Raw genomic sequence first — 23,885 nt, 5'->3', positions numbered from 1 at the left:
ATGCGGTCAAATGAAAGCGGCCCCGGAGGCGGGGCCGCTGCAAATCGCATTCTAGCGCCAGTTACTCTTCGTCGCTTTCGTCGTTCTTGGGCGGCGGCGGACGCTTGCCTACGGTGATGGTCAGCTTGGTTTCCTGCGATTTGCGCAGCACCGTCATGCTGATGTTCTGGCCCGGCGTCAGCTGTGCGATCACGTTGAGCATTTCGGTGGTGTCGGCCACCGGCTTGCCTTCGATGCTGACCAGGATGTCGCCCGGCTTCATGCCGGCGCGGTCGGCCGGGCCGCCCTTGAGAACGCCGGCGATGATGGCGCCGGTCTTCTTGCCCAGGCCGAAGCTCTCCGCCAGTTCGGGCGTGATGTCCTGCGGCTCGACGCCGATCCAGCCGCGCACCACCTGGCCGTTGCTGATGATGGCTTCCATCACGGTCTTGGCGGTCGACATCGGGATCGCGAAGCCGATGCCCAGGTTGCCGCCGGTGCGCGAGTAGATCGCGGTATTGATGCCCAGCAGGTTGCCGTTGGTGTCGACTAGCGCGCCGCCGGAGTTGCCGGGATTGATGGCGGCATCGGTCTGGATGAAGTTCTCGAACGTGTTGATGCCCAGGTGATTGCGGCCCAGCGCCGAGACGATGCCCATGGTCACGGTCTGGCCCACGCCGAACGGGTTGCCGATGGCCAGCACCACGTCGCCCACGGAGCTGTTTTCCGGGTGGCCGAGGGTGATGGCGGGCAGGTTGGGCAGGTCGATCTTGATCACGGCGAGGTCGGTCTCGGGATCGATGCCGACCACCTTGGCGCTGGCCTTGCGGCCGTCGGCCAGGGCCACTTCAATCTGGTCGGCCGCCTCGACCACGTGGTTGTTGGTCAGGATGTAGCCCTGCGGGCTGACAATCACGCCCGAGCCCAGGCTGGATTGCTTGTCATCCTGCTGCTGCTCGTCGAACTGGTCGCCGAAGAATTTGCGGAAGAAGGGGTCGTTCTGGAACGGGCTCTTCTGCGGACGCGCCTCGGTGGTGGTGAAGATGTTGACCACCGACGGCATCGCCTGGCGCGCGGCGTGGCGGTAGGAGTTGAGCGCGGGCGCGTCCGGCGTTGCCTCCTGCATCTGCACGGTGGATTGCGCCGGCCTTGCGCGCGAGCTGAAGCTGCCGGAGGTCCAGTCGGGCTTCAAGGTCGCTACAATGAACCACAACGCCAAACCAATCGTCACGGTTTGGGCAAACAACAGCCATAAACGTCGCATATGAAATTTTTGAAATCAGTATTGAATCGGATGAGGATGAAATGACCCGGCAAATTACCAGAGACGAGTTTGCGACATATCTCGGACAGACGCTGAACGCCGCGCAATACCGCGATTATTGCCCAAACGGACTGCAGGTGGAAGGGCGCGACCGGATCGGCCGCGTGGTCAGCGGCGTGACCGCCAGCCTGGCGCTGATCGAAGCCGCGCTGGACCTCAAGGCCGATGCGCTGCTGGTGCACCACGGCTACTTCTGGCGCGGCGAGGATATGCGAGTCATCGGCACCAAGCAGCGTCGCCTGAAGCTGCTGCTGTCCAACGACCTGAACCTGTTTGCCTACCATCTGCCGCTGGACTCGCACCCGCAACTGGGCAACAACGCGCAGCTGGCGCGCCAGCTCGACTTCAGCGCCACCGGGCGCTTCGGCGAGAATGATCTGGGCTGGATCGGCCGCTGCAATTCTCCCGCGGTGAAGACCGCCGCCGATCTCGCCGCGTTGATCGAGAAGCGCCTGGGCCGCATGCCGCTCCTGATCGGCGATCCGCAGCAAGCGGTCGGCGAGGTCGCCTGGTGCACCGGCGGCGCCCAGGGCATGCTGGGCGAGGCGATCGCCGCCGGCGCGTCGGTCTACATCAGCGGTGAAATTTCCGAGCCCACCGTGCACCTGGCGCGCGAGACCGGCACCATCTACATCTCCGCCGGGCATCACGCCACCGAGCGGTACGGCGTGCAGGCGCTGGGCGCGCACGCGGCGGAGCATTTCGGCATCGAGCACCAGTTCGTCGACATCGACAATCCGGTGTAAGCCGCTGCGCCATGCTACGGTAAAGCGCGGCATTGGGGCCATGAAGAAAAAGCCCGCTTGAGCGGGCTTTTTCTTGTCGCTCAGACGGCGTGCGTCCGGCGCTTATTTCTTCAGCGCGTCGCGGATCTCGCGCAGCAGCAGCACATCTTCCGGCGGCGCGGCGGGAGCGGCCGGTGCGGCTTCTTCCTGCTTGCTGGCCAGGTCGCGTGCCTTGTTGATGGCGCGCACCATCTGGAAGATGATGAAGGCCAGGATCAGGAAGTTGATCAGGATGGTGAGGAAGTTGCCGTAGGCGAAGACGGCGCCGGCCTTCTTGGCTTCAGCCAGCGGCAGGCCGTAGGCCTGGCCGTTCAAGGGCAGGTAATAGTTGGCGAAGTCCAGGCCGCCGAAGATCTTGCCGACGATGGGCATGATGATGTCTTCTACCAGCGAGCTCACGATCTTGCCGAACGCGCCGCCGATGATCACACCGACGGCCAGGTCGACCACGTTTCCCTTGATGGCGAAGGCGCGGAAGTCTTTGAGCATGCTCATCCTTGGTTTCTCCTTTGAAAGTTGCTGTTTGTTCATGAGGCGGGCTTACAACGGGTTATAGCCTGTCGGGCGAGAAAAGTAAATTGGACATCCTCCGACGCCGCAGTGCAGGAAAACCGGCAACAAGGTCAGATTGACAATAGGTTGCGCTGCGTCAAATCGATTTTCTTGCAAGCCGCTACCATAGCGGCCGTTAGCTACAAAACCCTATTCAGCTTATATATAATCGAAAAGTTGCATGAGGGTCACTTAGAAGGTCCACGCTAACTTACATTTGGAGATTGGGGTCTTTATGACTGACGAGAATCAGGTCGACGCAAGTCGACGAGGTTTGCTTGTTGCGACTTGTGCAGCCGGCGGTGTGGCTGGCCTGGCCACAGCAGGCGCGTTCGTATCCACGTTGCAGCCATCAGAACGCGCCAAGGCGGCAGGCGCACCGGTTGAAGTCGACATTTCGTCGTTGACCCCGGGTGAAATGCGCACCGTGGAATGGCGCGGCAAGCCGGTCTGGATCCTCAAGCGCACGCCTGAAATGCTCGACTCGCTGAAGAAGACCGACGGCCAGGTCGCCGACCCCAACTCCAAGCGCACCGATTTCTCCGAGACGCCCGACTACGCACTCAACGAGTGGCGTTCCATTCGCAAGGACATCCTGGTGGTGGTGGGCATCTGCCCGCACCTGGGTTGCTCCCCCAGCACCCGCTTCCAGACCGGCGCGCAGCCTTCGCTGCCGGACGACTGGAACGGCGGCTTCCTGTGCCCCTGCCACGGCTCGACCTTCGATCTGGCCGGACGCGTCTACAAGAACAAGCCGGCCCCAGACAATCTCCAGGTGCCGCGATACATGTTCGAAGGCGACAACAAACTGGTCATCGGCAAGGACGAGAAAGGGGAGGCCTGAGCATGGGAGCATTTCACGAAAAGAAATCGCCTGAGGGCGCACCGCTCTCCGTCAAGGCGCTCAACTGGGTCGATTCCCGTTTCCCGCTGACCTCCACCTGGAAAGCCCACCTCTCCGAGTATTACGCTCCCAAGAATTTCAACTTCTGGTACGCCTTCGGTTCGCTGGCGCTGCTGGTGCTGGTGATCCAGATCGTCACCGGCATCTTCCTGGTGATGCACTACAAGCCGGACGCCAATCTGGCCTTCGCCTCGGTCGAGTACATCATGCGCGATGTGCCCTGGGGCTGGCTGGTGCGTTACATGCACTCCACCGGCGCCTCCGCCTTCTTCATCGTGGTCTACCTGCACATGGTGCGCGGCCTGCTCTACGGCTCGTACCGCAAGCCGCGCGAGCTGGTGTGGCTGTTCGGCGTGGGCATCTTCCTGTGCCTGATGGGCGAAGCCTTCTTCGGCTACCTGCTGCCGTGGGGCCAGATGTCGTACTGGGGCGCGCAGGTGATCGTCAACCTGTTCGGCGCGATCCCCTTCATCGGCCCTGATCTGTCGCTGCTGATTCGCGGCGACTACGTCGTGTCCGACGCCACCCTGAACCGCTTCTTCTCGTTCCACGTGATCGCCATTCCGCTGGTGCTGATCGGTCTGGTGGCCGCGCACATCATTGCGCTGCACGAAGTCGGTTCGAACAACCCCGACGGCATCGAGATCAAGGAAAAGACCGATGAAAACGGCGTGCCGCTGGATGGCGTGCCGTTCCACCCGTACTACTCGGTGCACGACATCTTCGCCGTCTCGATCTTCCTGATCGTGTTCTCGGCGGTGGTGTTCTTCGCGCCTGAAATGGGCGGCTACTTCCTCGAGTACAACAACTTCATCCCGGCCGATTCGCTGAAGACGCCGCCGCACATCGCCCCGGTCTGGTACTTCACGCCGTTCTACTCGATCCTGCGTGCGACCACCGCCGACTTCATGGGCTGGCTGATCGCCGGCGTGGCAGCCTACGTCGCCCTGCTGGTGTTCAAGTCGCGCCTGTCGGGCGCGTTGAAGATCGCCGCCATCGTGATCGGCCTGGCCGTGATCGCCGGCATGCTGGTGTTCGACGCCAAGTTCTGGGGCGTGGTCCTGATGGGCTTGTCGGTGGTGATCCTGGGCGGCCTGCCGTGGCTGGACCAGTCGCAGGTCAAGTCGATCCGTTACCGCCCGAGCTGGCACAAGTACGTGTACATCGTCTTTGGCATCGCCTTCGTCATCCTGGGCTATCTGGGCGTGCAACCGCCGACCGCCATCGGCACCGTGGTATCGCAGGTCTGCGCCTTCATCTATCTGGGCTTCTTCCTGTTGATGCCTTGGTGGAGCGCTGCCGGCACCTTCAAGCAGGTGCCCGACCGCGTGGTCTTCCATCCGCACTAAGCCAGCCGCCAAAGGACAAGAACATGACATTGCTGAAGAAAGTGATCGCCGCGCTGGCGCTGCTGCCGGCGCTGGCCTGCGCCAACGAGGGCGGATTCCCGCTGGACCACGCGCCCGACCGCACCAAGGATGTTTCCGCGTTGCAAAACGGCGCCAAGTTGTTCGTCAACTATTGCCTGAATTGCCACTCGGCATCATCGATGCGCTACAACCGCCTGCGCGACATCGGCCTGTCGGAAGACCAGATCAAGAATAACCTCTTGTTTACAGGGGAAAAAGTCGGCGATCTGATGAAAATTTCGATGCTGCCGGCCGATGCCAAAGCCTGGTTCGGCGCCGCGCCGCCGGACCTTTCGGTGATCGCACGGGCCAAGGCATCGGAGGCCGGATCGGGGCCGGACTGGATTTATACCTACCTGCGCAGTTATTATAAGGACGACAGCCGCCCCACCGGCTGGAACAACATGTTGTTCCCCAACGTCGGTATGCCGCACGTGTTGTGGGAATTGCAAGGAATTCGGGGCGCCAAGTACGTCGAGGAGAAAGATCCCCACGACGAGGGCAAAACCATCCACAAATTCGCGGGATTTGAACAGATCAAGCCCGGCAAGATGAGCGCAATCGACTATGATAACGCCGTCGCCGATTTGGTCGGTTACCTCGAGTGGATGGCCGAACCCGCGCAGAACACGCGCAAACGGCTTGGCGTCTGGGTACTGTTGTTCCTGGGTTGCTTCCTGGTACTGACGTGGCGTTTGAACGCGTCCTATTGGAAGAACGTCAAGTAAAAAAGTAAAATCTCGTATCCGCGCTGTTTTTGGCGGAATTGCGTACCGGGGTGAGCGTTATGCGTCTCGCCCCCCTTTTGTTTTTAGGGCTCTGAAAAAATGATGGTTCTTTATTCGGGCACGACCTGCCCATTCTCGCAACGTTGCCGCCTTGTCCTGTTCGAAAAGGGCATGGATTTCGAGATTCGCGACGTTGACCTGTTCAACAAGCCGGAAGACATTTCGGTGATGAATCCTTACGGCCAAGTGCCTATCCTGGTCGAGCGCGACCTGGTGCTGTACGAGTCGAACATCATCAACGAATACATCGACGAGCGCTTCCCGCACCCGCAGCTGATGCCGGCTGACCCGCTGATGCGCGCGCGTGCGCGCCTGATGCTGTTCAACTTCGAGAAGGAACTGTTCGTCCACGTGCACACGCTGGAAAACGAAAAGTCCAAGGCAGCTGAAAAGAACCAGGAAAAGGCCCGCAACGAAATTCGCGACCGCCTGACCCAGCTGGCCCCGCTGTTCCTGAAGAACAAGTACATGTTGGGCGACGAGTTCTCCATGCTTGACGTGGCCCTGGCTCCGCTACTGTGGCGCCTGGATCACTACGGCATCGAACTGTCCAAGACCGCGGCTCCGCTGATGAAATACGCCGAACGCATCTTCTCGCGTCCGGCCTACATCGAAGCGCTGACCCCGTCTGAAAAGGTCATGCGTCGTTAAGTCGTATTTGCCGCACCCGCCGCGCGCCCGTCCTGAACGGGGCGCGGCAGCAGTCCAGCCAGTTTGCAGTTTCACCCCGGCCCAGCCGGCAGATGCGGGCCCAGCCCGGCATCGCACACCACACCCAGTCATGCCTGAAGTTTCCACCAAGCCCTATCTGCTGCGCGCCATCTACGAGTGGTGCACCGACAACGGCTACACGCCCCACATCGCCGTGGTGGTCGACAGTCGCACCCGGGTGCCGATGCAGTTCGTCAAGAATGGCGAAATCGTCCTTAACATCAGCTTTGAAGCCACCAGCGGCCTGAAGATGGAAAACGAGACCATTCGCTTCTCCGCCCGCTTCGGCGGCGTCTCGCGGGACATCGATATCCCGGTCGAGAACGTGATCGCCATCTACGCCCGCGAAAACGGCCAAGGCATGGCGTTCGAAGCGCCGAACCCGGCGACCGCCCCGATCGCGGCCGAACAGCAGGAAGAAAGCGCCCCGATGCTGTCCTCGGTGCCGGTGTCCGAGCCGGAAAAGAAAGACGCCGGCAGCGAAGAAAATGGCGACGATGATCCCGAACCGCCAAAAAAAGGCGGCCGTCCTGTACTGACCCGCATCAAGTAAGCTATAATCGCCGGCTGTTGTTTTTGCTGGCTTAGCTCATCTGGTAGAGCACCTGACTTGTAATCAGGGGGTGGCGGGTTCAAGTCCTGCAGCCAGCACCAAGTTTCAAAAAAAACGGCCCACAGTGATGTGGGCCGTTTTTTCTTGCCTGCCCTGTTTTCAGGGCGTCTTGAGGAAAACGCTATCGTAGATCTTGCGGATCTCGGCCACTGACTCCGGGTCGTGCCACTTTTCAACGATGCGGCGGTAGTAGGGCTGGCTGCGGTTGGCGATCAGCACCTTGTTGACCTGTTCGACGACCTTGCGTCCCCATTCGTTCTTCGGGCACATCACGCGGTTGAAGACGACTTCGTCTGCTTCCTGTATCGGCAGCGCGACCAGCTCGCCCGGATGGCCCATTACGCGGGCCTGGTCGAGTGCCAGCAGCGGCAACTCGACCATGTAGTCGATACGTCCGGCCAGCAGCATGCCGATGGCTTCCACCTGTTCCGAGTAATTTTCTTTCGGCGGATATGCCGCCAGCAGCTTGTCGACAGTCGGGCTATAGGAGCGGTCGCGCATCACCGAGGTGGTGAGCTGCTGGTTCTGCAGCAGGGCTTGCAGCGATTGCGGACCCTTGAACTGCGGCAGGCGATCCCGGCGCACGATGATGCGCAGTGGAAGAAAGATCGAACTGGGCAGCGAAAGATAACCGTAGGTCTCGCGCTCGGTAGTCTTCAAGGTACCGTTGAAGCACCAGTGGTTGCCCTTCTTGATCTCGCTGTTGATCCGCGGGAAGGGGGCTTCCAGCTCGACGTGCCGGTATTGCGGCAGCTTGTCCTTTAGCACATCCAGGGTCTGGTCGAAAATGCCCTGGTGCGCCCATTCGCCGGTCCGGATCATGTAAGGCGGCACATTGTATTTGCCCCAGACGATTTCATCGTCGGCGGCCATGGCCGGCGCCTGCATCAGCACGTTCATCAGCAGCGGCGACAACACGGGCGCCAGCAGGCACCGCCATTCCCTAGGGCGCATCGTCCGCCTTCTGCTCATCCGCAGCCGCGGCTGCGCTCGGCCATGGCGCCACCAGCGCTTGATTGCGCCCGGCCATCTTGGCGCGATACAAGGCGGCGTCGGCCGCCTGCAGCAGGGAGCTGATATCGCTGTCGTGCTGGGACGGCACGCAGCTGGCCACGCCCACGCTGACGGTGATGCGCCCGAATTGCGACAGCGCGTGCGGAATGTTCAGCGAGGCCACGGCATCGCGCATCCGGTGCACCACGCTCAACCCTGTTTGGGTATCGGTATCAGCCGCGATCAAGGCGAACTCTTCGCCGCCGTAGCGCGCCACGGTGTCGCCGGCGCGGCCGACGGTCTGCTGCAGCATGGCGGCTACCCGGCGCAGCACTTCGTCGCCGGCGATGTGGCCATAGTGGTCGTTGTAGTGCTTGAACCAGTCGACGTCGATCAGCGCCACCATCAGCGGCTGGCCGCTGCGGGCGCAGCGCCGCCATTCCTGCTCCAGGGTCTGGTCGAAGCAGCGCCGGTTGGAAATGCCGGTGAGGCCGTCGGTCAGGCTCAGCGACTTGAGCTGTTCGTTGGCCTGGGCCAGGTCGCGGGTGCGCTCGGCAATGCGCAGCTCCAGCGATTTGTTGAGCGCCCGCAGCGATTCCTTTTCTTGCTCGAGCTCGTCGTAGAGCGTGCGGTTTTGCGTAACGTGCTTTCGGAGGCTGGCCAGCATGGTGTTGATGGCGTCGGCGAGGAAGTGCAGCTCATGCTGCTTCTTGCCCGGCAGCTGGATGCTCTGCTGGGTGTCGGGCTGGTTCAGGTCCTGTTCGCGCACGAAGGAGCTGAGCTTGGTGATGGGTGCGCCCAGCCAGCGGTGGAACACGTACAGGAAGATGAACCACAGCACCAGGGTCTTGATGATGGAGTTGATCAGGATCAGGGTGAAGCCGTAGGCGACCTTCTTGACCACCACGTGGCGGCTGGAATACACCGTCCACGAGCCGATGTTGTGGCTGACGTTGTGCTCGTCGCGATACAGGATGGGAAAGCGGTGGCCGATCGCCGCATTCAGGAATCCGGCCGCGACCGGGCTGCGCGTGCCGTCGGCGTCGACATGGATCTGCTTGCCCGAGCCGTCATAGATATTGCCGAGCGCCAGCATCAGCCGCCCCTGCGGGTCTTCGATCTTCACGCCGGTGACCACGGGCAGGTTGCTGATGCCGGTCAGGGTGGCTTTCTGCACGTCGCCCTGGAAGCGCCAAGTTGAGCTGGCCAGGCTGGCGCCGAAGGTCAGGTCCATGGCCATGAGCTCGTTGTCGACGCCGGTCTTGGTGTGCTGGTAATCGGCCGCCAGTTGCACGCAGGTGACGATGAGGGTCACGACGAAGTAACTGCCAAAAATGATCCTCAGCAGATGAACTGCCAGGGAATTCTTCGAGAGCAAATTCATGTTCTAAGCGGGCATGTTCTTAAGCCGGCGGTATGCTTTGCTCAAAGCGGAACAGGTTGCCGGGGTCGTACTTCTTTTTCACCTGCATCAGGCGTGCCAGGTTATTCCCGTAGTAGGCGCGCGCCCAGTTGGGCAGGTCGCGGCTGGGGAAGTTCACGTAGGACTGCGGCAGCATGAACGGCTGCATTGCGGCAAAGTATTCGGTGAGCCAGGCCTGCTGCCGGCGCACCACATCCGGGTGGTCGATCGGCGCCCAGGCGCTTTCCATCTCGAAGATGTAATTGGCGTTGCGGTGCACGTAGGCGGTGGCGTGGGGCGCCACTTCGCGCACCTTGCCGCCGATGGCGAACAGGATGCCCATGTTCTCCGGCAGCAACGAGCCACCGGGCCATTTCATCATCCACTGCAGCATGGTTTCCAGCGCCTCCGGCGACAGCGATTCGGCCACGTAGCTCGAGCGCAGGTCGTACATGCCGTTGGGGTCGTCGGTGATGAGGTAGTCGCGCGCCTGCCAGTAGCTCATCTGGCGAATATCGCTCTTGACCGGCTTGACCAGTTTCAATGCCGGCGCCAGCGCTTCCAGCGCCTTCTCGCGCGGGCCGAAGAACTGGCCCAGCGTCGCCACTTGGAGCTGGTTGCGCTTGGGGTGCCGGCCCGGCGCGTTGGGGTAGGCTTTGGTGCGCGTGGACATCTGCTGCGCGTGGTTGCTTTGTATTTCCTGCAGCGCCATCAACAGGTCGATCTGTCGCTCGCCCGGCCACACGATGTTGAAGATGGTGACGTCGTCCTTCACCTCATGCAGGGCGAAGCTGAATCCGGTATTGACGCCGAAGTTGCCGCCGCCGCCGCCGCGCAGCGCCCAGAACAGGTCGCGGTAGTCGCCCTGGTCATCCGCGCTGACCAGGCGGCCGTTGGCCAGCACCACGTCGGTCTGCACCAGGCTGTCGCAGGTCAGGCCGGCGTGGGTGGCGGCAAAGCCCCAGCCGCCGCCCAGCACCAGGCCGCTCGCGCCCACGGTGGGACAACGGCCGGAGGGGATGGCGAAGGTCGAGCCGCTGAAGGCGTCGGCCATGTTCTGGTTGCTGGCGCCGGCCTGGATGTAGCCGCGATTCTTCTTTTCGTCGTACCAGACCTTGTTCATGGCCTTGACGTCGATCAGCAGGCCCCGCGTGGTGGAAAATCCTGCGTAGTTATGGCCGCCCGAACGGATGGCGAAGGTCTCGCGATGGTCCGCCGCCCAGCGCAGGCACAGCTGGACATCGTGCGCGTTGGCGCACATTGCCACGGCCAGCGGCAGCACGTCGGCATAGCGCGCATTGTTGGGCGCCGCCGCCATTGCATAACCCATTTCACCCGGCAGTATCAGGCGACCGTCCAGGCTGCGGGCCAGGGCGCGCAGGTTTTTCGGGGAATGCAGTGCAGGCGCCGCGCTGAGCACCGAAGGGACGCTGCTTGCGTATAACAACGCAGCCCCGGCTTGCAAGAACCTGCGCCGCGGCAAGTCGTTGGAATGACGCATTGTTACCCCCCGCTGAAGTTTGTATTTTTAGCCTGCGGATCGATCCGCATTGTTGGGCAATTCTAACCTACTCGTATGATTTCTATACCAGTGAATCAGCGCCGGGTTTGCAATGGGGAGGCAGCGGCAAGCCCGGCAACGCGCCAGGGTTCAGGTGGCGGGGATGGGGGATGGGAACGACAGTGCGTCGCTAGTGAGGCGTCGTTGTGTCGGCGGTCCCGGCTACGAGGCGTCATCGTTCCAGCAGCACGCGGCCGCCCAGGGCCAGCAGGAAAAGACCCAGCGCAGATTCGATCACGCTCTTCAATTTCGCATACACCGCGCGCGCCGAGCCCAGCGAAAACAGCAGCGCCAGGCTGCAATACCAGCCGGCCGACACCAAGGCCGCCAGCACTACCACCGTCGCGTAGAACCACAGCGGCGCCGTGCCCGGCACCATCAGCGAGAAGATGCTGCCGTAGAAGCCGATGGATTTGGGATTCGTCATGCTGACCAGGTAGGCCTTGCGGATGGCGGCGCCGCTTGACGTTGCGCCGGCCTGCGACCGGGCGGCCAGCGGTTGGCGCGCGCCCAGCAGCATCTTTATGCCCAGCCAGATCAGGTAGAGCGCGCCGGCCAGTTGAATCGCCATGTGCACGGCGGGCGCATGCGAGCTCAGCACGCCCACACCGGCGATGGCGAGCGAGGCCCAGGTGCCGGAAGCCGCCGCAAAGCCCAGCCCGGTGAAGACGCCGGCGCGGCGCGAGACGCCCATGGCCGTCGAGCTCACCAGTGCGAAGTTGGGGCCGGGGCTGATCACGCTCAGCAGCAGCACGCCGGCAATCAGGGCCAATTGGGACAGCTCTGCCATGGAAAAGACCTGCGCATTCAGTGGGAAAGCCTGACTGTATCAGACCGCCTGCCGCGTGACATCTGCCGTCCCGCCGGCAATGGCCCGCTGGGGGTTCAGTAGCAGATCGTACCCTTGCCCAGACTCTTGGCGCGGTACATCTGGGCGTCGGCTTCCTTGATCAGGTCTGCAGGGTCTTTGTCGACGCCGGCTTCCTGCAGCGCGATGCCGATGCTGGCGCCTACGTTGGCGGTGCGCAGGCCGCCGGGCAGGGGTACCGTTTCCGAGATGGCGGCGATCAGCTTTTCACCGCGCGTGCGGGCGTGCTCCAGCGAACCGTTGGGGCCTTCCAGCAGTACCACGAATTCGTCGCCGGCCAGGCGGAAGGCGCTGTCGGTCAGGCGGATGCTGTCGCGGATGCGGGCAGCCACGGTTTGCAGCAACACGTCGCCAGCCTCGTGGCCGTGCATGTCGTTGACCTTCTTGAAGCCGTCCAGGTCGATGAAGAGCAGGCACAGCGGGTTGCCGTTGCGGCGCGCCCGTTCCTGCGCCAGCGGCAGGATGTCGGTCAGGGCGCGGCGGTTCAAGAGGCCGGTCAGGGCGTCGTGCTGGATTTCGTAGTCGCGCATGGCCTCGGTCTGCTTGCGCTCGGAGATGTCGTGCAGGAACATGATGGAGCTGCGCATGTCGTTGATCAGCAGGGTGCGCATGCGCACCTCCACCGCCAGCTCGGTGCAATCCTTGCGCCGCGCCATCAGATCCGAGCGGCGCACCACCACCGAGCGCATGCCGTCCAGCAGATAGGTGCGCCATTGCTGGCCGTAGGGGCCATCCAGGCCGCCCGGGATCAGCAGGTGCTCCAGCGGCTTGCCCAGCGCTTCGGTGGCCAGCCAGCCGAACACGACTTCAGCCTCGCGGTTCCACCCGGTCACACAGCCGGCGCCGTCGAGGCTGATGAACGCATCGCTGGCGTTCTCCAGCACCGCAGTCAATTCGCTTTCGCGCTTGCGCAGCTCGCGCGTGCGCTCGACCACCTTCTGCTCCAGCTGCTGGTGCATGGCCGCCAGTTCCAGCTGCGCCTTTTTCTCGGCGTCAATGTCCTGCACTACTGCGATGAAATATTCCAGCTGGCCTTGCTGGTCGAGCTTCTTGCTGACGGTGAGGTTGATCCAGACCTGCTGCTGATCCTTGCGGATATAGCGCTTCTCCAGCTGATATTGGGGAATCTTGTCGTCCACCAGTTGCTGCAGCAGCTGCAGGTCGGTGTGCAGGTCGTCGGGACGGGTGATGTCCTGGAAGGTCAGCGGCAGCAATTCGGCTTCGGTATAGCCGACGATGCCGCACAGCGCATCATTGACGCGCAGCCAGCGTCCCTGGGGATTGATCAGCGCGATGCCGACCTTGGCCAGCTCGAACACTGAGCGAAAGCGCTGCTCATTGTCGGCCAGCTGCGCGTCGGTGCGGGCCAGGCGATCGTGGGTGTCGAGCAGGCCTTCGAGCAGCTGGATCTCTTTGGTGACGATGGAGGCCAGGTCGTGCAGCACGGCCAGCTCTTCCGGCTTGAGGGTCTTGGGCTTGGAATCGATCACGCACAGCGAGCCGATCGCCAGGCCCTGGGTGCCACGGATGGGCACGCCGGCATAGAAGCGGATGTTGGGGTCGTGCAGCACCAGCGGGTTCCGGGCGAAGCGCGCGTCGTTGGTGGCGTCGGATACCACCAGACTGTCTTCTTCCATGATGGTGTAGGAGCAGAAGGCATCTTCGCGCGGGGTCTGGCTGACCTCGAGACCGACTTTGGACTTGAACCACTGGCGGTTCTCGTCGACCAGCGATACCAGCGACACCGGCACATCGAGCAGTTTGCTGGCCAATCGCGTGACGCGGTCAAAGGCGGGGTCCGGGGCGGTATCAAGCAAGCCCAGGGAGTGGAGAAATGCCAGGCGTTTTTTTTCTTCAACCGGATAGGGAATGGGCATTGTGTCCTCTGACGGGGTTGTGCCATTGATCTCATCTAGCTGCGCCTGCCGGAAAGCTCATCTGAGGAGCGGGCAAACGGTTGTTAAGAGAGTATCGCGTTTTATGATTTGCCGCAAAAAGACGGTGATCCGGACGAAAAAAAGCCCGTCCGGGGACGGGCCAGACTGGCGCGGGGGCGGGCCGCCGGGCATTCAGGCCGCCAGCTGTTGCGAGAAGTGCGCCATTTGGTGCGCCGGCACCAGAAGCGGCACGAAGGAGGCGCCGTTCATGGCCAACCAGTAAGGCAGGTGCGGGCTGGCGTCGAAGCCGTAGGCCGCGCCGTCCAGCTGCCAGAATTTGGGGACGGCCATGGCCGGGCGTACTTCGGTCTTCAGGTGATCCAGTCCTGCCAGACGGCGCTCGCAAGGGGCGAACTGCGCCACCGCGCCGCGCTCTCCCGAGGCGGCAAAACCGGCGGTGGCAAACCATGCGAGCACTTTGGCCGGGCAGGCGCGCAGCGTGGCCCAGTCGTTGCCGGCGCCGTCGCGACGCACGATCATGCGGCTGCCTTTGCTGACATACAGCTCGACTGCGCCATCGACGGCGGCGGGCACGGGAACACGGACTTTGGCGAAGGGCATCATCTGAATTTCTCCGGCTGAAAACTTGTTGGATCGACAACTGATGGACGCAGTGTACTGAGACCAATAGAGGTTTTCGATCAGGAAATTCCTGAAAAATGAGGTTGTGTGTGGATTGATGAGCAGCAAGATTCAGGAATTTTCTGATGTTGCGGCCGATTCGACTCCTGTAAAACGTCACTATCGACATCAGTCGACGACTTTGAACCGCCAGACAGGACGTACCGCAAATGAACCTCCCCAGCATTGTGATGATCGATTCCAGCCCCGAGGCCACCGAGATGGTGCGTTTCGCGCTGTGGAGGGCCAACCTGCGGTGCTCATTCCAAGCCTTTCCCGACGCCGCCACCGCCCGCCGCTGCCTGCTGCAGCAGCGCCGCCGCAGCAGCGACGGCCCGGCGCCGGCGCTGATCCTGCTGGAATCCGATCTCGACTACACCGATGGCCTGGACGTGCTGCGCGAGCTGCGCGCCGACGCCGGCATGGCCAAGGTGCCGGTGGTGGTGTTCCCGTCTTACGATATGGAAGGCGAACAGGCTGCGCTGGCCGCCGGCGCTACCGAATACATGCCCAAGCCGGTGGACGCCGAGCTCTATGCGCGCTGCATCGCCGAGTTCTATCAGCGCTGGTGCCAGCCGCAGGCCACGCCTTCGGGCCGTCCGGCCTGGCAGGCGCCGTCGGGCATGCGCCACGCGCGCCGCCGAAGCGACTGGATGCGTCCCGCGGCGCAATGGAATACCCCGAACTCGGGCAACTGAGGCCGGCAAGATGGCGCGACGCCGATCGTCGCAGCAAAGAAAAAAGGGCCGTGAGGCCCTTTTGTCTTGATTGCGCACCGCGTTGCGTCTGTTGTCTATTGCCTGGCGTTCAGCGTCGCGTCTTGATCTTCGGCGTCGGCAGGGCGGTCTTGTACTTGATCTGCTTGAGCGCAAAGCTGGAGCGGATGTTCTTGATGCCGGGGATCTTGGTCAGGTGGTCGACAATGAAGTGCTCCAGCGTCAGCAGGTCGGGCACCACGATGCGCAGCAGGTAATCCTCGTCGCCGGTCATCAGATAGACTTCCATCACCTCATCGAAGGCGCTCACCGCGGTTTCGAACTGGGCCAGCGCCTCGGCGCCCTGGCGTTCCAGGATCACCTTCACGAACACGTTGACCTTCAGCCCCAGCAGGTGCGGGTCGGCCAGCGCCACATAGCGTGAAATGATGCCTTCCGATTCCAGCCGCTTCACCCGCGCCAGAGTGGGCGAGGGCGAGAGATTGATCCGGCTGGCGAGTTCCAGATTGCTGATCGAGCTGTTCTCCTGCAGGATATTCAGAATCCGCAAATCGGTGGTATCTAGTTCCATTATTGAAATTTAATTCTGTAAGTTTCAATTTTTCAGCATGCCATGCTGAATATTGTAAAACAACTTCCCATTTTAAGTGACTCATGCCGGCGCTTCAGGCGTATCGTAAGCCGATTACCAAAAAGAACGACCGCAAAGGCGTCCGGTGTGGGGAGACCAATGGCGCGGCCTGTGTTTTACCGGCTTTTTGTCTCTTTGCATAGAACTGATTGCACGCGACGGCATCTTTTTCCATGAGCCTTGCGTGCGCGCAGTGACGGGCCTTGGCCTTCGTGCAACAACAGGAGATCAGGAAGTGGATATGTCGTCAGCCAATGGTATTGCCCGCGATATCGATATCGACGCCCAGGAAACACAGGAGTGGCTCGAAGCGCTGCAAAGCGTGTTGTCCGAAGCCGGCCCCGAGCGCGCGCGCTTCCTGCTTTCGCGCATGTCGGCCGCAGCCCAGCAGTGGGGCATCAACTGGCGCGACGCGCGCAACACGCCCTACGTCAACACCATCCGCCCCGAGCAGGAGCCGCCGTTTCCCGGCGGATCCGACGCCCAGGCCATCGAGGAGCGCATCGCCAGCATCATGCGCTGGAACGCGCTGGCCATGGTGGTGCGCGCCAACCGCGCCTACGGCGAGCTGGGCGGACACATCGCCAGCTTCGCCTCGGCCGCCGATTTGTTTGAAGTCGGCTTCAACCATTTCTTCCGCGCCCGCGATGATCATTTCGCCGGCGACATCGTCTACTTCCAGCCGCACTCGGCGCCCGGCATCTACGCGCGCGCCTTCCTCGAGGGTGCGCTCTCCGAAGATGACCTCGCTTACTACCGTCGCGAGATCGAAGCCAAGCGCGTCGGCCGGCAGGGACTTTCCTCTTATCCACACCCCTGGCTGATGCCGAACTTCTGGCAGTTCCCGACCGGCTCCATGGGCATCGGCCCCATCAACGCCATCTACCAGGCGCGTTTCCTGCGCTATATGGAGCACCGCGGCCTGCTGCAGGACCAGGGGCGCAAGGTGTGGGGCGTGTTCGGCGACGGCGAGATGGACGAGCCGGAGTCGCTGGCCGCGCTGTCGCTGGCCTCGCGCGAGAAGCTGGACAACCTGATCTTCGTGGTCAACTGCAACCTGCAGCGCCTGGACGGCCCGGTGCGCGGCAACGGTCACATCGTCGACGAGCTGGAGACGCTGTTCGCCGGCGCCGGCTGGAACGTGGTCAAGCTCTTATGGGGTTCGGACTGGGACGCGCTGTTCGCACGCGACAAGGACGGCGAACTGGTTGACGCCTTGAACCGCACCGTCGACGGCCAACTGCAGACCTTCGCCGCCAACGACGGCGCCTTCAACCGCGAGCACTTCTTCGGCCAGACGCCGGGCACGCGCGCCATCGGTGCCACGCTCACCGATGAGGAGATCAATCGCCTGCGCCGCGGCGGCCACGACATGAAGAAGATCTTCTCGGCCTACCAAGCCGCCGCCGCTCACAAGGGCCAGCCCACCGTGATCCTGGCGCAGACCAAGAAGGGTTACGGCATGGGCGCGGCCGGCGAGGGCAAGATGACCACGCACCAGCAGAAGAAGCTGGACGAGGAAAGCCTGCTGCAATTCCGCGATCGCTTCAAGCTGCCGCTGACCGACGAGCAATGCTGCTCGCTGGCCTTCTACAAGCCGGCCGACGACAGCGCCGAGATGAAGCACCTGCACGCGCGCCGCGCGGCGCTGGGCGGCTACATGCCGCGCCGCAAGGCGGGTGAGGCAAGACGCACGGTGCCGCCGATGGCGGCGCATAGCAAGTTCGCGCTGGAAGCCGATGGCAAGGAAATGTCGTCGACCATGGCGCTGGTGCGCCAGCTCGGCAATCTGCTGAAAGACCCTGACTTCGGCCAGTATGTGGTGCCCATCGTGGCCGACGAGGCGCGCACCTTCGGCATGGCCAACCTGTTCCGCCAGGTCGGCATCTATTCCTCGCAAGGCCAATTGTATGAGCCGGAAGACATCGGCTCCATCCTCTACTATCGCGAGGCGAAGGACGGCCAGATCCTGGAAGAGGGCATTACCGAAGCCGGCGCCATCTCGTCGTGGACGGCTGCGGCCACCGCTTATTCGGTGCACGGCAAGCCGATGCTGCCGTTCTACATCTACTACTCGATGTTCGGCTTCCAGCGCATCGGCGACCTGATCTGGGCGGCCGCCGACCAGCGTGCGCGCGGCTTCCTGATCGGCGCGACCTCGGGTCGCACGACCTTGGGCGGCGAAGGCCTGCAGCACCAGGACGGCAACAGCCACGTTACGGCCGCATCGATTCCCAACTGCGTCGCCTACGACCCGGCCTATGCTTATGAACTGGCGGTGATTGTCGACGACGGCATGCGCCGCATGATGGAGCGCGGCGACGACGTGTTTTACTACGTCACCGTCACCAATGAGAACGAGGCGCAGCCGAGCATGCCGGCCGGCGTCGAAGAGGGCATCCTGCGCGGCCTCTATTGCTTGGGCAAGAAGGAGCGGGCGCAGGCGCGCCTGCTGGCCTCGGGCCCGATCCTGAAGGAGGCGTTGGCTGCGGCCGCGCTGCTGCAGCAGCACTGGGAGATCGAGGCCGAGGTGTGGAGCGTGACCAGCTTCACCGAGCTGGCGCGTGACGGCGTGGCCGCGCAGCGTGATCGTCGTCTGTCCGGTGCCGAGACGCAGCCGTATGTGACGCAGCAGCTGCAAGCTAGCGACACGCCGGTGATCGCCGTCAGCGACTATATCCGCGCGCTGCCGGAGAGCATCCGCGCCTTCGTACCGGCGACGTATGTCACGCTCGGCACCGACGGCTTCGGCCGCAGCGACACGCGGGTGAACCTGCGCGATTTCTTTGAGATCGATGCGCGCTGGGTCGCCTATACCGCGCTGACCGAAGTGTTCGCCGGTGATCGCGCCAAGCTGGAGGCTGCGGCCAAGACGCTGGGCATCGACACCGGCAAGCCCCTGTCTTCGACCGTGTGAGTTCAACCGCATGAGCCCCGCCCGCGCCGGTCATGCATGAACGCCGGCGCGGGGATTGAAAATCTCTCATCGAAGCGCGCGGGAGCGTTTGCTATAGTGAAAGCCGTCTGTGTGCAGCAGGCGGTTTTTTTATGCACACACATCCCCCGACAAGATCAGACAGGAGCACACAAACATGGCAGCACCGAAACGAATCGCGCTGGTGACCGGCGCAGGCTCCGGCATCGGCCGGCAGATCACCCTGGCGCTGCTGCGCGACGGCTATGGCGTAGCCCTGGCCGGACGCCGCCAAGATGCGCTGGACGAGACCGTGAAACTGGCCGGCGAACAGGGCACCAACGCGCTGGTGGTGGCCGCCGACGTCACCGATCCGGCATCGGTGAAGAACCTGTTTGCCAAGACTAAGGAACGCTTCGGCCGCCTCGACATGGTGTTCAACAATGCCGGCATCTTCGCGCCGCCGGTGTCGCTGGAAGAGCTGAGCGTGGAGCAGTGGAAGTCGGCGGTGGACATCAACCTGACCGGCGTCTTCCTGTGTACGCAAGAGGCCTTCCGCATCATGAAGGACCAGTCGCCACGCGGTGGTCGCATCATCAACAACGGTTCGATCTCGGCACATGCGCCGCGTCCGTATTCGGCGTCGTACACGGCGACCAAGCACGCCATCACCGGCCTGACCAAGGCCACCTCGCTGGACGGTCGCGCCTACGACATCGCTTGCGGGCAGATCGACATCGGTAACGCCGCCACCGACATGACCACGCTGATGAAGAAAGGCACCCTGCAGGCCGACATGTCGACCAAGGTCGAGCCCACCATGGATGCCGAGCATGTGGCCAAGGCCATTCTCTACATGGACAGCTTGCCGCTGGACGCCAACGTGCAGTTCATGACCGTGATGGCGACCAAAATGCCCTTCATCGGTCGCGGCTGATCAGGCGCATCGACGCATTCTTCGCGCAAGAAAAAACGCGCCGCAGGGTTTGCCTGCGGCGCGTTTTGTTTGGGTGTCCTGCTTGACGCGTGGTTGTCGCCGGAGCCTGGCGCGGCTCGGTGTGGTCAGGACTTCATGCCCTGCCATTCGGGCGTGAGCTGGTGTTCGATGGCGAACAAGTCCAGCACGCGGCCCACGGTGTGATCCACCATCTGTTCGATCGACTGCGGACGGTGATAGAAGCCGGGCAGCGGCGGGAAGATCACGCCGCCCATTTCGGTCACGGCCGTCATGTTGCGCAGGTGCGCCAGGTTGAAGGGCGTCTCGCGCACCATCAGCACCAGGCGGCGACGTTCTTTCAACACCACGTCTGCAGCGCGACTGATCAGGTTGTCGGAGAGGCCATGAGCCACCGATGCCAGCGTTTTCATCGAGCAGGGCGCGACGATCATGCCGCTGGAGACGAAGGAGCCGCTGGCGATGGACGCGCCGACGTCGCGCACGTTGTGCACCACATCGGCCAGCGCTTCCACATCCTTGCGGCCGAGCTCCATCTCCTGATGCAGGTTGAGTACGCCCGCGTCCGAGATCAGCAGGTGCGTCTCCACCTGCGCGTTGCCGCGCAGATGTTCCAACAGCCGCACGCCGTAGACGGCGCCCGTCGCGCCGGTGATGGCGATGATCAGGCGCTGGCGGGACATGCGGCGGGAGCAGAGACGGGAAGCAATGCGGGGGAAATATCAGCCCTTGATCAGGGTCTGCAGTTCTCCGGAGGTGTACATCTCGTTCATGATGTCCGAGCCGCCGATGAATTCACCCTTGACGTACAGCTGGGGAATGGTCGGCCAGTTCGAGTATTCCTTGATGCCTTGGCGCACGTCCGGGCTTTCCAGTACGTTCACGGTCACGATGTTCTCGGCGCCGCTGGCCTTGAGCAGCTGGATTGCCTTGCCCGAGAAACCGCATTGCGGGAATTGCGCGGTGCCCTTCATGAACAGCACGACGGGGTTTTGGGTGACGGTTTCTTTGATCCAGGATTGAACGTCGCTCATGGCTATGCCTTAAAAATTGATGATTGCCGACATTATAGGGAAAAGACGGCATTCGCGTTTGATCCGCAACCTGTCGGAGGCGACTTTGCGACAGGCATTGTTGCCGTCGGGACATGCTGTGGGCCGGTGTTCCAGGTGCTGCGTTGACAATAAATGGGGGTGAAGGAATCGTCTTCAAGAAGCGGCCGAGGGATTGCGCTCCGGTCGTATTGGCCAGCGCCGTTGTCGGATGCATATTATTTAAATCGTATGCGCGATTGCGCTGCGGCCTGATGCGTCCGCCGGGTTGCGGGCCGGAAATGAAAAAGGGCGCTTGCGCGCCCTTTCCTCGTCATGGCGGGCCGCAGCCCGCCGGTTCGGCGCCTATGCGCCCGCTGCGGCACCCTCGGCCGGGCTGTCCGGCAGGCGCTTGGCCATGGAGTGATGCTCCTGCAGTCTGTCCTTGTGCTTGATGACCTGACGGTCCAGCTTGTCGATCAATGCGTCAATCGCCGCATACAGGTCGTGGGCGATGCTTTCCGCGTGCAAATCCTTCCCCTTGATGTGGACGTTGATTTCCGCCTTTTGGCGCTTTTCCTTCTCTGTCAGTTTGTCTACGCTCAGGATGACGCTGACGTCGATCACGTTGTCGAAATGCCGCTTGATGCGTGCCAGCTTGCTCTGCACGTATTCCCGGATGGCAGGGGTCAGTTCGAGGTGGTGTCCACTGATGGTCAGATTCATACAACACTCCTATCGTGAAGTCACTGGAGGTTCGTGCATCTCGTCCAATACACCGGAGAGCACAGCGTTTGTGTCTTGGGGCACGGCTAAATGCCTGAACACAGCGACGGCTGCAAAGTACTACAGAAAAACTGAGAAAGCTCAGAGGGATTTGCGGAGATTGACTGGCGGAATTTTCAGGACTTCGCGGTATTTTGCGACCGTACGTCGCGCGACCACCATGCCTTGTTCAGCCAGCATATCCGCAATCTTGCTATCGGATAAAGGGGTCTGCGGGTTTTCTGCTCCTATCAACTGTTTGATCAGCGCCCGGATCGCAGTGGAGGATGCTTCACCTCCGGTTTCCGTCGCGACGTGGCTGCCGAAGAAGTACTTCAACTCGAACATGCCATGTGGCGTGAGCATGTATTTCTGAGTTGTCACGCGAGAGATTGTGCTCTCGTGTAGACCCAGTGTATCAGCAATTTCACGCAGCACAAGGGGGCGCATGGCGACTGCGCCGTGCGAAAAGAAGTTTCTTTGACGTTCGACAATAGCCTGCGCGACTCGCAAAATTGTATCGAAACGTTGCCGCATATTTTTGATCAGCCATTTGGCTTCCTGCAGCTGTGACGTGAGGGAAACTTCGCCTTTCGACTGCTTCAGCGCGCTGGCGTACATCGCATTGACGCGCAGCTTGGGCATCACGTCATGGTTGAGCAGCACCTGCCAGCCGCTCTTTGTCTGTTTGACAATCACGTCCGGCACCACATAGTCGGAAGCATCGCGCGCGAACTCGGCGCCGGGGTGCGGGCGGCATTGGCGGATCACCGCCTGCGCCTCGCGCAGGTCCTCGTCGTCGCAGTCGAGCGCCTTCTTGATCTTGTTGAAGTCGCGTTGGGCGAACAGCGGCAGGTAATCCTCGACAATGCGCAAGGCCAGCCGGCGCGTGACGAACGGCACCTTGGGCAGGCGCCGGATCTGCAGCGCCAGGCATTCGCTGGGGCTGCGCGCGCCCACGCCGGCCGGGTCCAGGCTCTGCAGCAGCGTGAGCGAGATCGACAGCTCTTCCAGATCCACGCCCAGTTCTTCGGGCAGGCGCGCGAGGATGTCTTCCAGCGGTTCCTCGAGGTAGCCGCTGTCGTCCAGCGCATCGGTCAGCAGCTCCAGCAGCGCGCGGTCGCGCAGCGTGCGGGCCGTGACGCGGATCTGATCGAGCAGGTGCTCGCGTAGCGTGATTTCATGCGCTTCCAGTTGCGGGCGCGCGTCTTCGTCGTCGGAGGATTTGCCGTTGCGCGCGACGTCGTCGAAGCTCCAGTCGGCATCGCCGCTGACGCCGCTGTCCGGTGCGTTGTCCTGTTGCTCGAAGTTTGCTTCGCCGTCGGCCCCGCTGCCCGGTGCGGGCGCTTCGGCGCCGGCCTCGGCGCCGGGGCCGTCAGCCACGCCGCTGGAGGGCGACGCCGAGATCGCGCCGTCGGCCAGCAGGCGCACCGAGTTGTCGAGCGCATCGTCCAGGCGTTCCAGCAGCGGGTTGTCGGAGAGGATCTGCTCCAGCTCCTGGTGCAGCTCCAGCGTCGACAATTGCAGCAGCCTGATCGACTGCTGCAGTTGCGGCGTCAAGGCGAGGTGCTGCGAGGTGCGTAACTGGAGCGACTGTTTCATCTGGCGTTCAGGATGCCGCGTGGCCGGCTGTGATTACTCTCGTGCGTGTTGGTCGATGCAATGTGGCGCTCTGTCGTCGCGATCACATGCGGAAGTGTTCACCCAGGTAGACGCGGCGCACCGATTCGTTGGCGATGATGTCGTCCGGGCTGCCGCTGGCCAGCACCGTGCCCTGGTTGATGATGTAGGCGCGGTCGCAGATGCCCAGCGTCTCGCGCACGTTGTGGTCGGTGATCAGCACCCCGATGCCGCGTTCCTTGAGGAAGCGCACGATGCGCTGGATCTCGATCACCGCGATCGGGTCGATACCCGCGAAGGGTTCGTCCAGCAGCACGAAGCGCGGATCGGTGGCGAGCGCGCGCGCGATCTCGACGCGACGGCGTTCGCCGCCCGACAGCGACAGCGCCTGGCTGTCGCGCAGCTTCTCGATCTGCAGCTCGTGCAGCAGATTGTTCAGGCGCCCTTCGATTTCGTCGCGCGGCAGCGATTTGCCGTTTTCCTGGCGCAGCTCCAGCACCGCGCGGATGTTGTCTTCCACCGTCAGCTTACGAAATACCGAGGCTTCCTGCGGCAGGTAGGACAAGCCCAGCGTGGCGCGCTTGTGGATGGGCAGGCTGGAGATGGCGGCGCCGTCCAGATCGATCTCGCCGCCGTCCGACGGCACCAGGCCGACGATCATGTAGAACGAGGTGGTCTTGCCGGCGCCGTTGGGGCCGAGCAGGCCGACCACTTCGCCGCTGCGCACTTCCATCGATACATCGCGCACCACCTGGCGCGCGCCATAGCTTTTCTTCAGTCCGCGGACTACCAGCGAGCTCGTCATC

The 23,885-nt window shown here is 62.5% G+C and carries 23 protein-coding genes and 1 tRNA gene; 10 read left to right on the top strand and 14 right to left on the bottom strand.

The window, feature by feature from the left end; all coding sequences use genetic code 11:
• Positions 1 to 61 precede the first annotated feature (61 nt).
• Positions 62 to 1,243, bottom strand: a complete 1,182-nt coding sequence (locus J8I26_RS18100) for a Do family serine endopeptidase (protein ID WP_209608495.1) — start codon at positions 1,241 to 1,243, stop codon at positions 62 to 64.
• A gap of 41 nt (positions 1,244 to 1,284) precedes the next feature.
• On the opposite strand from J8I26_RS18100, the gene J8I26_RS18095 reads away from it, so the two are divergent.
• Positions 1,285 to 2,049: a Nif3-like dinuclear metal center hexameric protein gene (locus tag J8I26_RS18095; protein WP_209608494.1), complete on the top strand. Its 765-nt coding sequence runs from the start codon at positions 1,285 to 1,287 to the stop codon at positions 2,047 to 2,049.
• A 102-nt stretch (positions 2,050 to 2,151) separates the two neighbouring features.
• Here J8I26_RS18095 and mscL read toward each other — a convergent pair whose 3' ends face one another.
• On the bottom strand, positions 2,152 to 2,583 hold the full coding sequence (gene mscL / locus J8I26_RS18090; RefSeq protein ID WP_280868833.1) for a large conductance mechanosensitive channel protein MscL: 432 nt from the start codon (positions 2,581 to 2,583) through the stop codon (positions 2,152 to 2,154).
• Positions 2,584 to 2,875: 292 nt separating this feature from the next.
• On the opposite strand from mscL, the gene petA reads away from it, so the two are divergent.
• The 6 genes from petA to J8I26_RS18060 all read left to right on the top strand — a co-directional run bounded on the left by petA (position 2,876) and on the right by J8I26_RS18060 (position 7,106).
• Positions 2,876 to 3,484: a ubiquinol-cytochrome c reductase iron-sulfur subunit gene (gene petA, locus J8I26_RS18085; RefSeq protein ID WP_209608493.1), complete on the top strand. Its 609-nt coding sequence runs from the start codon at positions 2,876 to 2,878 to the stop codon at positions 3,482 to 3,484.
• Between the two features lie 2 nt (positions 3,485 to 3,486).
• On the top strand, positions 3,487 to 4,893 hold the full coding sequence (locus tag J8I26_RS18080; protein WP_209608492.1) for a cytochrome bc complex cytochrome b subunit: 1,407 nt from the start codon (positions 3,487 to 3,489) through the stop codon (positions 4,891 to 4,893).
• A gap of 23 nt (positions 4,894 to 4,916) precedes the next feature.
• Positions 4,917 to 5,681: a cytochrome c1 gene (locus tag J8I26_RS18075; RefSeq protein WP_209608491.1), complete on the top strand. Its 765-nt coding sequence runs from the start codon at positions 4,917 to 4,919 to the stop codon at positions 5,679 to 5,681.
• 99 nt (positions 5,682 to 5,780) lie between these two features.
• Positions 5,781 to 6,392, top strand: coding sequence for a glutathione S-transferase N-terminal domain-containing protein (locus tag J8I26_RS18070; protein ID WP_006461591.1), 612 nt, complete (start codon positions 5,781 to 5,783; stop codon positions 6,390 to 6,392).
• A 130-nt stretch (positions 6,393 to 6,522) separates the two neighbouring features.
• Positions 6,523 to 7,005 carry a ClpXP protease specificity-enhancing factor gene (locus tag J8I26_RS18065; protein WP_209608490.1) on the top strand — a complete coding sequence of 161 codons (483 nt, stop codon included), beginning with the start codon at positions 6,523 to 6,525 and terminating at the stop codon, positions 7,003 to 7,005.
• 25 nt (positions 7,006 to 7,030) lie between these two features.
• Positions 7,031 to 7,106 (top strand) — tRNA-Thr (locus J8I26_RS18060).
• A 58-nt stretch (positions 7,107 to 7,164) separates the two neighbouring features.
• On the opposite strand, the gene J8I26_RS18055 is transcribed toward J8I26_RS18060, so the two are convergent.
• The 6 genes from J8I26_RS18055 to J8I26_RS18030 form a co-directional block, all read right to left on the bottom strand.
• A complete protein-coding gene (locus J8I26_RS18055) occupies positions 7,165 to 7,965 on the bottom strand; it encodes a TIGR02285 family protein (protein ID WP_209608574.1) in 801 nt (266 codons plus the stop codon).
• A 43-nt stretch (positions 7,966 to 8,008) separates the two neighbouring features.
• Complete coding sequence (locus tag J8I26_RS18050) at positions 8,009 to 9,373, bottom strand: diguanylate cyclase (protein WP_348635338.1); 1,365 nt, start codon at positions 9,371 to 9,373, stop codon at positions 8,009 to 8,011.
• Between the two features lie 88 nt (positions 9,374 to 9,461).
• Entirely contained in the window at positions 9,462 to 10,880 is a 1,419-nt protein-coding gene (locus J8I26_RS18045; protein ID WP_348635337.1) for an FAD-dependent oxidoreductase, read from the bottom strand.
• 313 nt (positions 10,881 to 11,193) lie between these two features.
• Positions 11,194 to 11,811, bottom strand: a complete 618-nt coding sequence (locus tag J8I26_RS18040) for a LysE family transporter (protein ID WP_209608487.1) — start codon at positions 11,809 to 11,811, stop codon at positions 11,194 to 11,196.
• Positions 11,812 to 11,906: 95 nt separating this feature from the next.
• Entirely contained in the window at positions 11,907 to 13,766 is a 1,860-nt protein-coding gene (locus J8I26_RS18035) for a diguanylate cyclase (protein WP_209608486.1), read from the bottom strand.
• A gap of 192 nt (positions 13,767 to 13,958) precedes the next feature.
• Entirely contained in the window at positions 13,959 to 14,390 is a 432-nt protein-coding gene (locus J8I26_RS18030) for a hypothetical protein (RefSeq protein ID WP_209608485.1), read from the bottom strand.
• A 227-nt stretch (positions 14,391 to 14,617) separates the two neighbouring features.
• Between J8I26_RS18030 and J8I26_RS18025 the strand changes: the two genes are divergently transcribed.
• On the top strand, positions 14,618 to 15,145 hold the full coding sequence (locus J8I26_RS18025; protein WP_209608484.1) for a response regulator: 528 nt from the start codon (positions 14,618 to 14,620) through the stop codon (positions 15,143 to 15,145).
• A 109-nt stretch (positions 15,146 to 15,254) separates the two neighbouring features.
• Here J8I26_RS18025 and J8I26_RS18020 read toward each other — a convergent pair whose 3' ends face one another.
• Positions 15,255 to 15,734 carry an Lrp/AsnC family transcriptional regulator gene (locus tag J8I26_RS18020; protein ID WP_013235910.1) on the bottom strand — a complete coding sequence of 160 codons (480 nt, stop codon included), beginning with the start codon at positions 15,732 to 15,734 and terminating at the stop codon, positions 15,255 to 15,257.
• A 301-nt stretch (positions 15,735 to 16,035) separates the two neighbouring features.
• Between J8I26_RS18020 and mdeB the strand changes: the two genes are divergently transcribed.
• Both mdeB and J8I26_RS18010 read left to right on the top strand, forming a co-directional pair.
• On the top strand, positions 16,036 to 18,711 hold the full coding sequence (gene mdeB, locus J8I26_RS18015) for an alpha-ketoglutarate dehydrogenase (protein ID WP_209608483.1): 2,676 nt from the start codon (positions 16,036 to 16,038) through the stop codon (positions 18,709 to 18,711).
• 175 nt (positions 18,712 to 18,886) lie between these two features.
• The gene (locus J8I26_RS18010; RefSeq protein WP_209608482.1) at positions 18,887 to 19,645 is read left to right on the top strand and encodes an SDR family oxidoreductase; all 759 of its coding nucleotides are present in this window, start codon (positions 18,887 to 18,889) and stop codon (positions 19,643 to 19,645) included.
• Positions 19,646 to 19,770: 125 nt separating this feature from the next.
• On the opposite strand, the gene J8I26_RS18005 is transcribed toward J8I26_RS18010, so the two are convergent.
• The 5 genes from J8I26_RS18005 to lptB form a co-directional block, all read right to left on the bottom strand.
• Positions 19,771 to 20,346, bottom strand: a complete 576-nt coding sequence (locus J8I26_RS18005; protein ID WP_209608481.1) for a UbiX family flavin prenyltransferase — start codon at positions 20,344 to 20,346, stop codon at positions 19,771 to 19,773.
• A gap of 39 nt (positions 20,347 to 20,385) precedes the next feature.
• Positions 20,386 to 20,697 (bottom strand): Grx4 family monothiol glutaredoxin, encoded by a 312-nt coding sequence (gene grxD / locus J8I26_RS18000; protein ID WP_209608480.1) that lies wholly within the window; start codon positions 20,695 to 20,697, stop codon positions 20,386 to 20,388.
• A 363-nt stretch (positions 20,698 to 21,060) separates the two neighbouring features.
• The gene (gene raiA / locus J8I26_RS17995; protein ID WP_209608479.1) at positions 21,061 to 21,420 is read right to left on the bottom strand and encodes a ribosome-associated translation inhibitor RaiA; all 360 of its coding nucleotides are present in this window, start codon (positions 21,418 to 21,420) and stop codon (positions 21,061 to 21,063) included.
• Positions 21,421 to 21,561: 141 nt separating this feature from the next.
• Positions 21,562 to 23,061, bottom strand: a complete 1,500-nt coding sequence (locus tag J8I26_RS17990) for an RNA polymerase factor sigma-54 (RefSeq protein WP_209608478.1) — start codon at positions 23,059 to 23,061, stop codon at positions 21,562 to 21,564.
• An 82-nt stretch (positions 23,062 to 23,143) separates the two neighbouring features.
• Complete coding sequence (gene lptB, locus J8I26_RS17985) at positions 23,144 to 23,884, bottom strand: LPS export ABC transporter ATP-binding protein (protein WP_209608477.1); 741 nt, start codon at positions 23,882 to 23,884, stop codon at positions 23,144 to 23,146.
• Position 23,885: the final 1 nt, after the last annotated feature.

It is taken from the genome of Herbaspirillum sp. LeCh32-8 (assembly GCF_017814915.1).
GTDB lineage: Bacteria > Pseudomonadota > Gammaproteobacteria > Burkholderiales > Burkholderiaceae_D > Herbaspirillum.
This window is presented reverse-complemented; position numbering and strand designations above follow the sequence as displayed.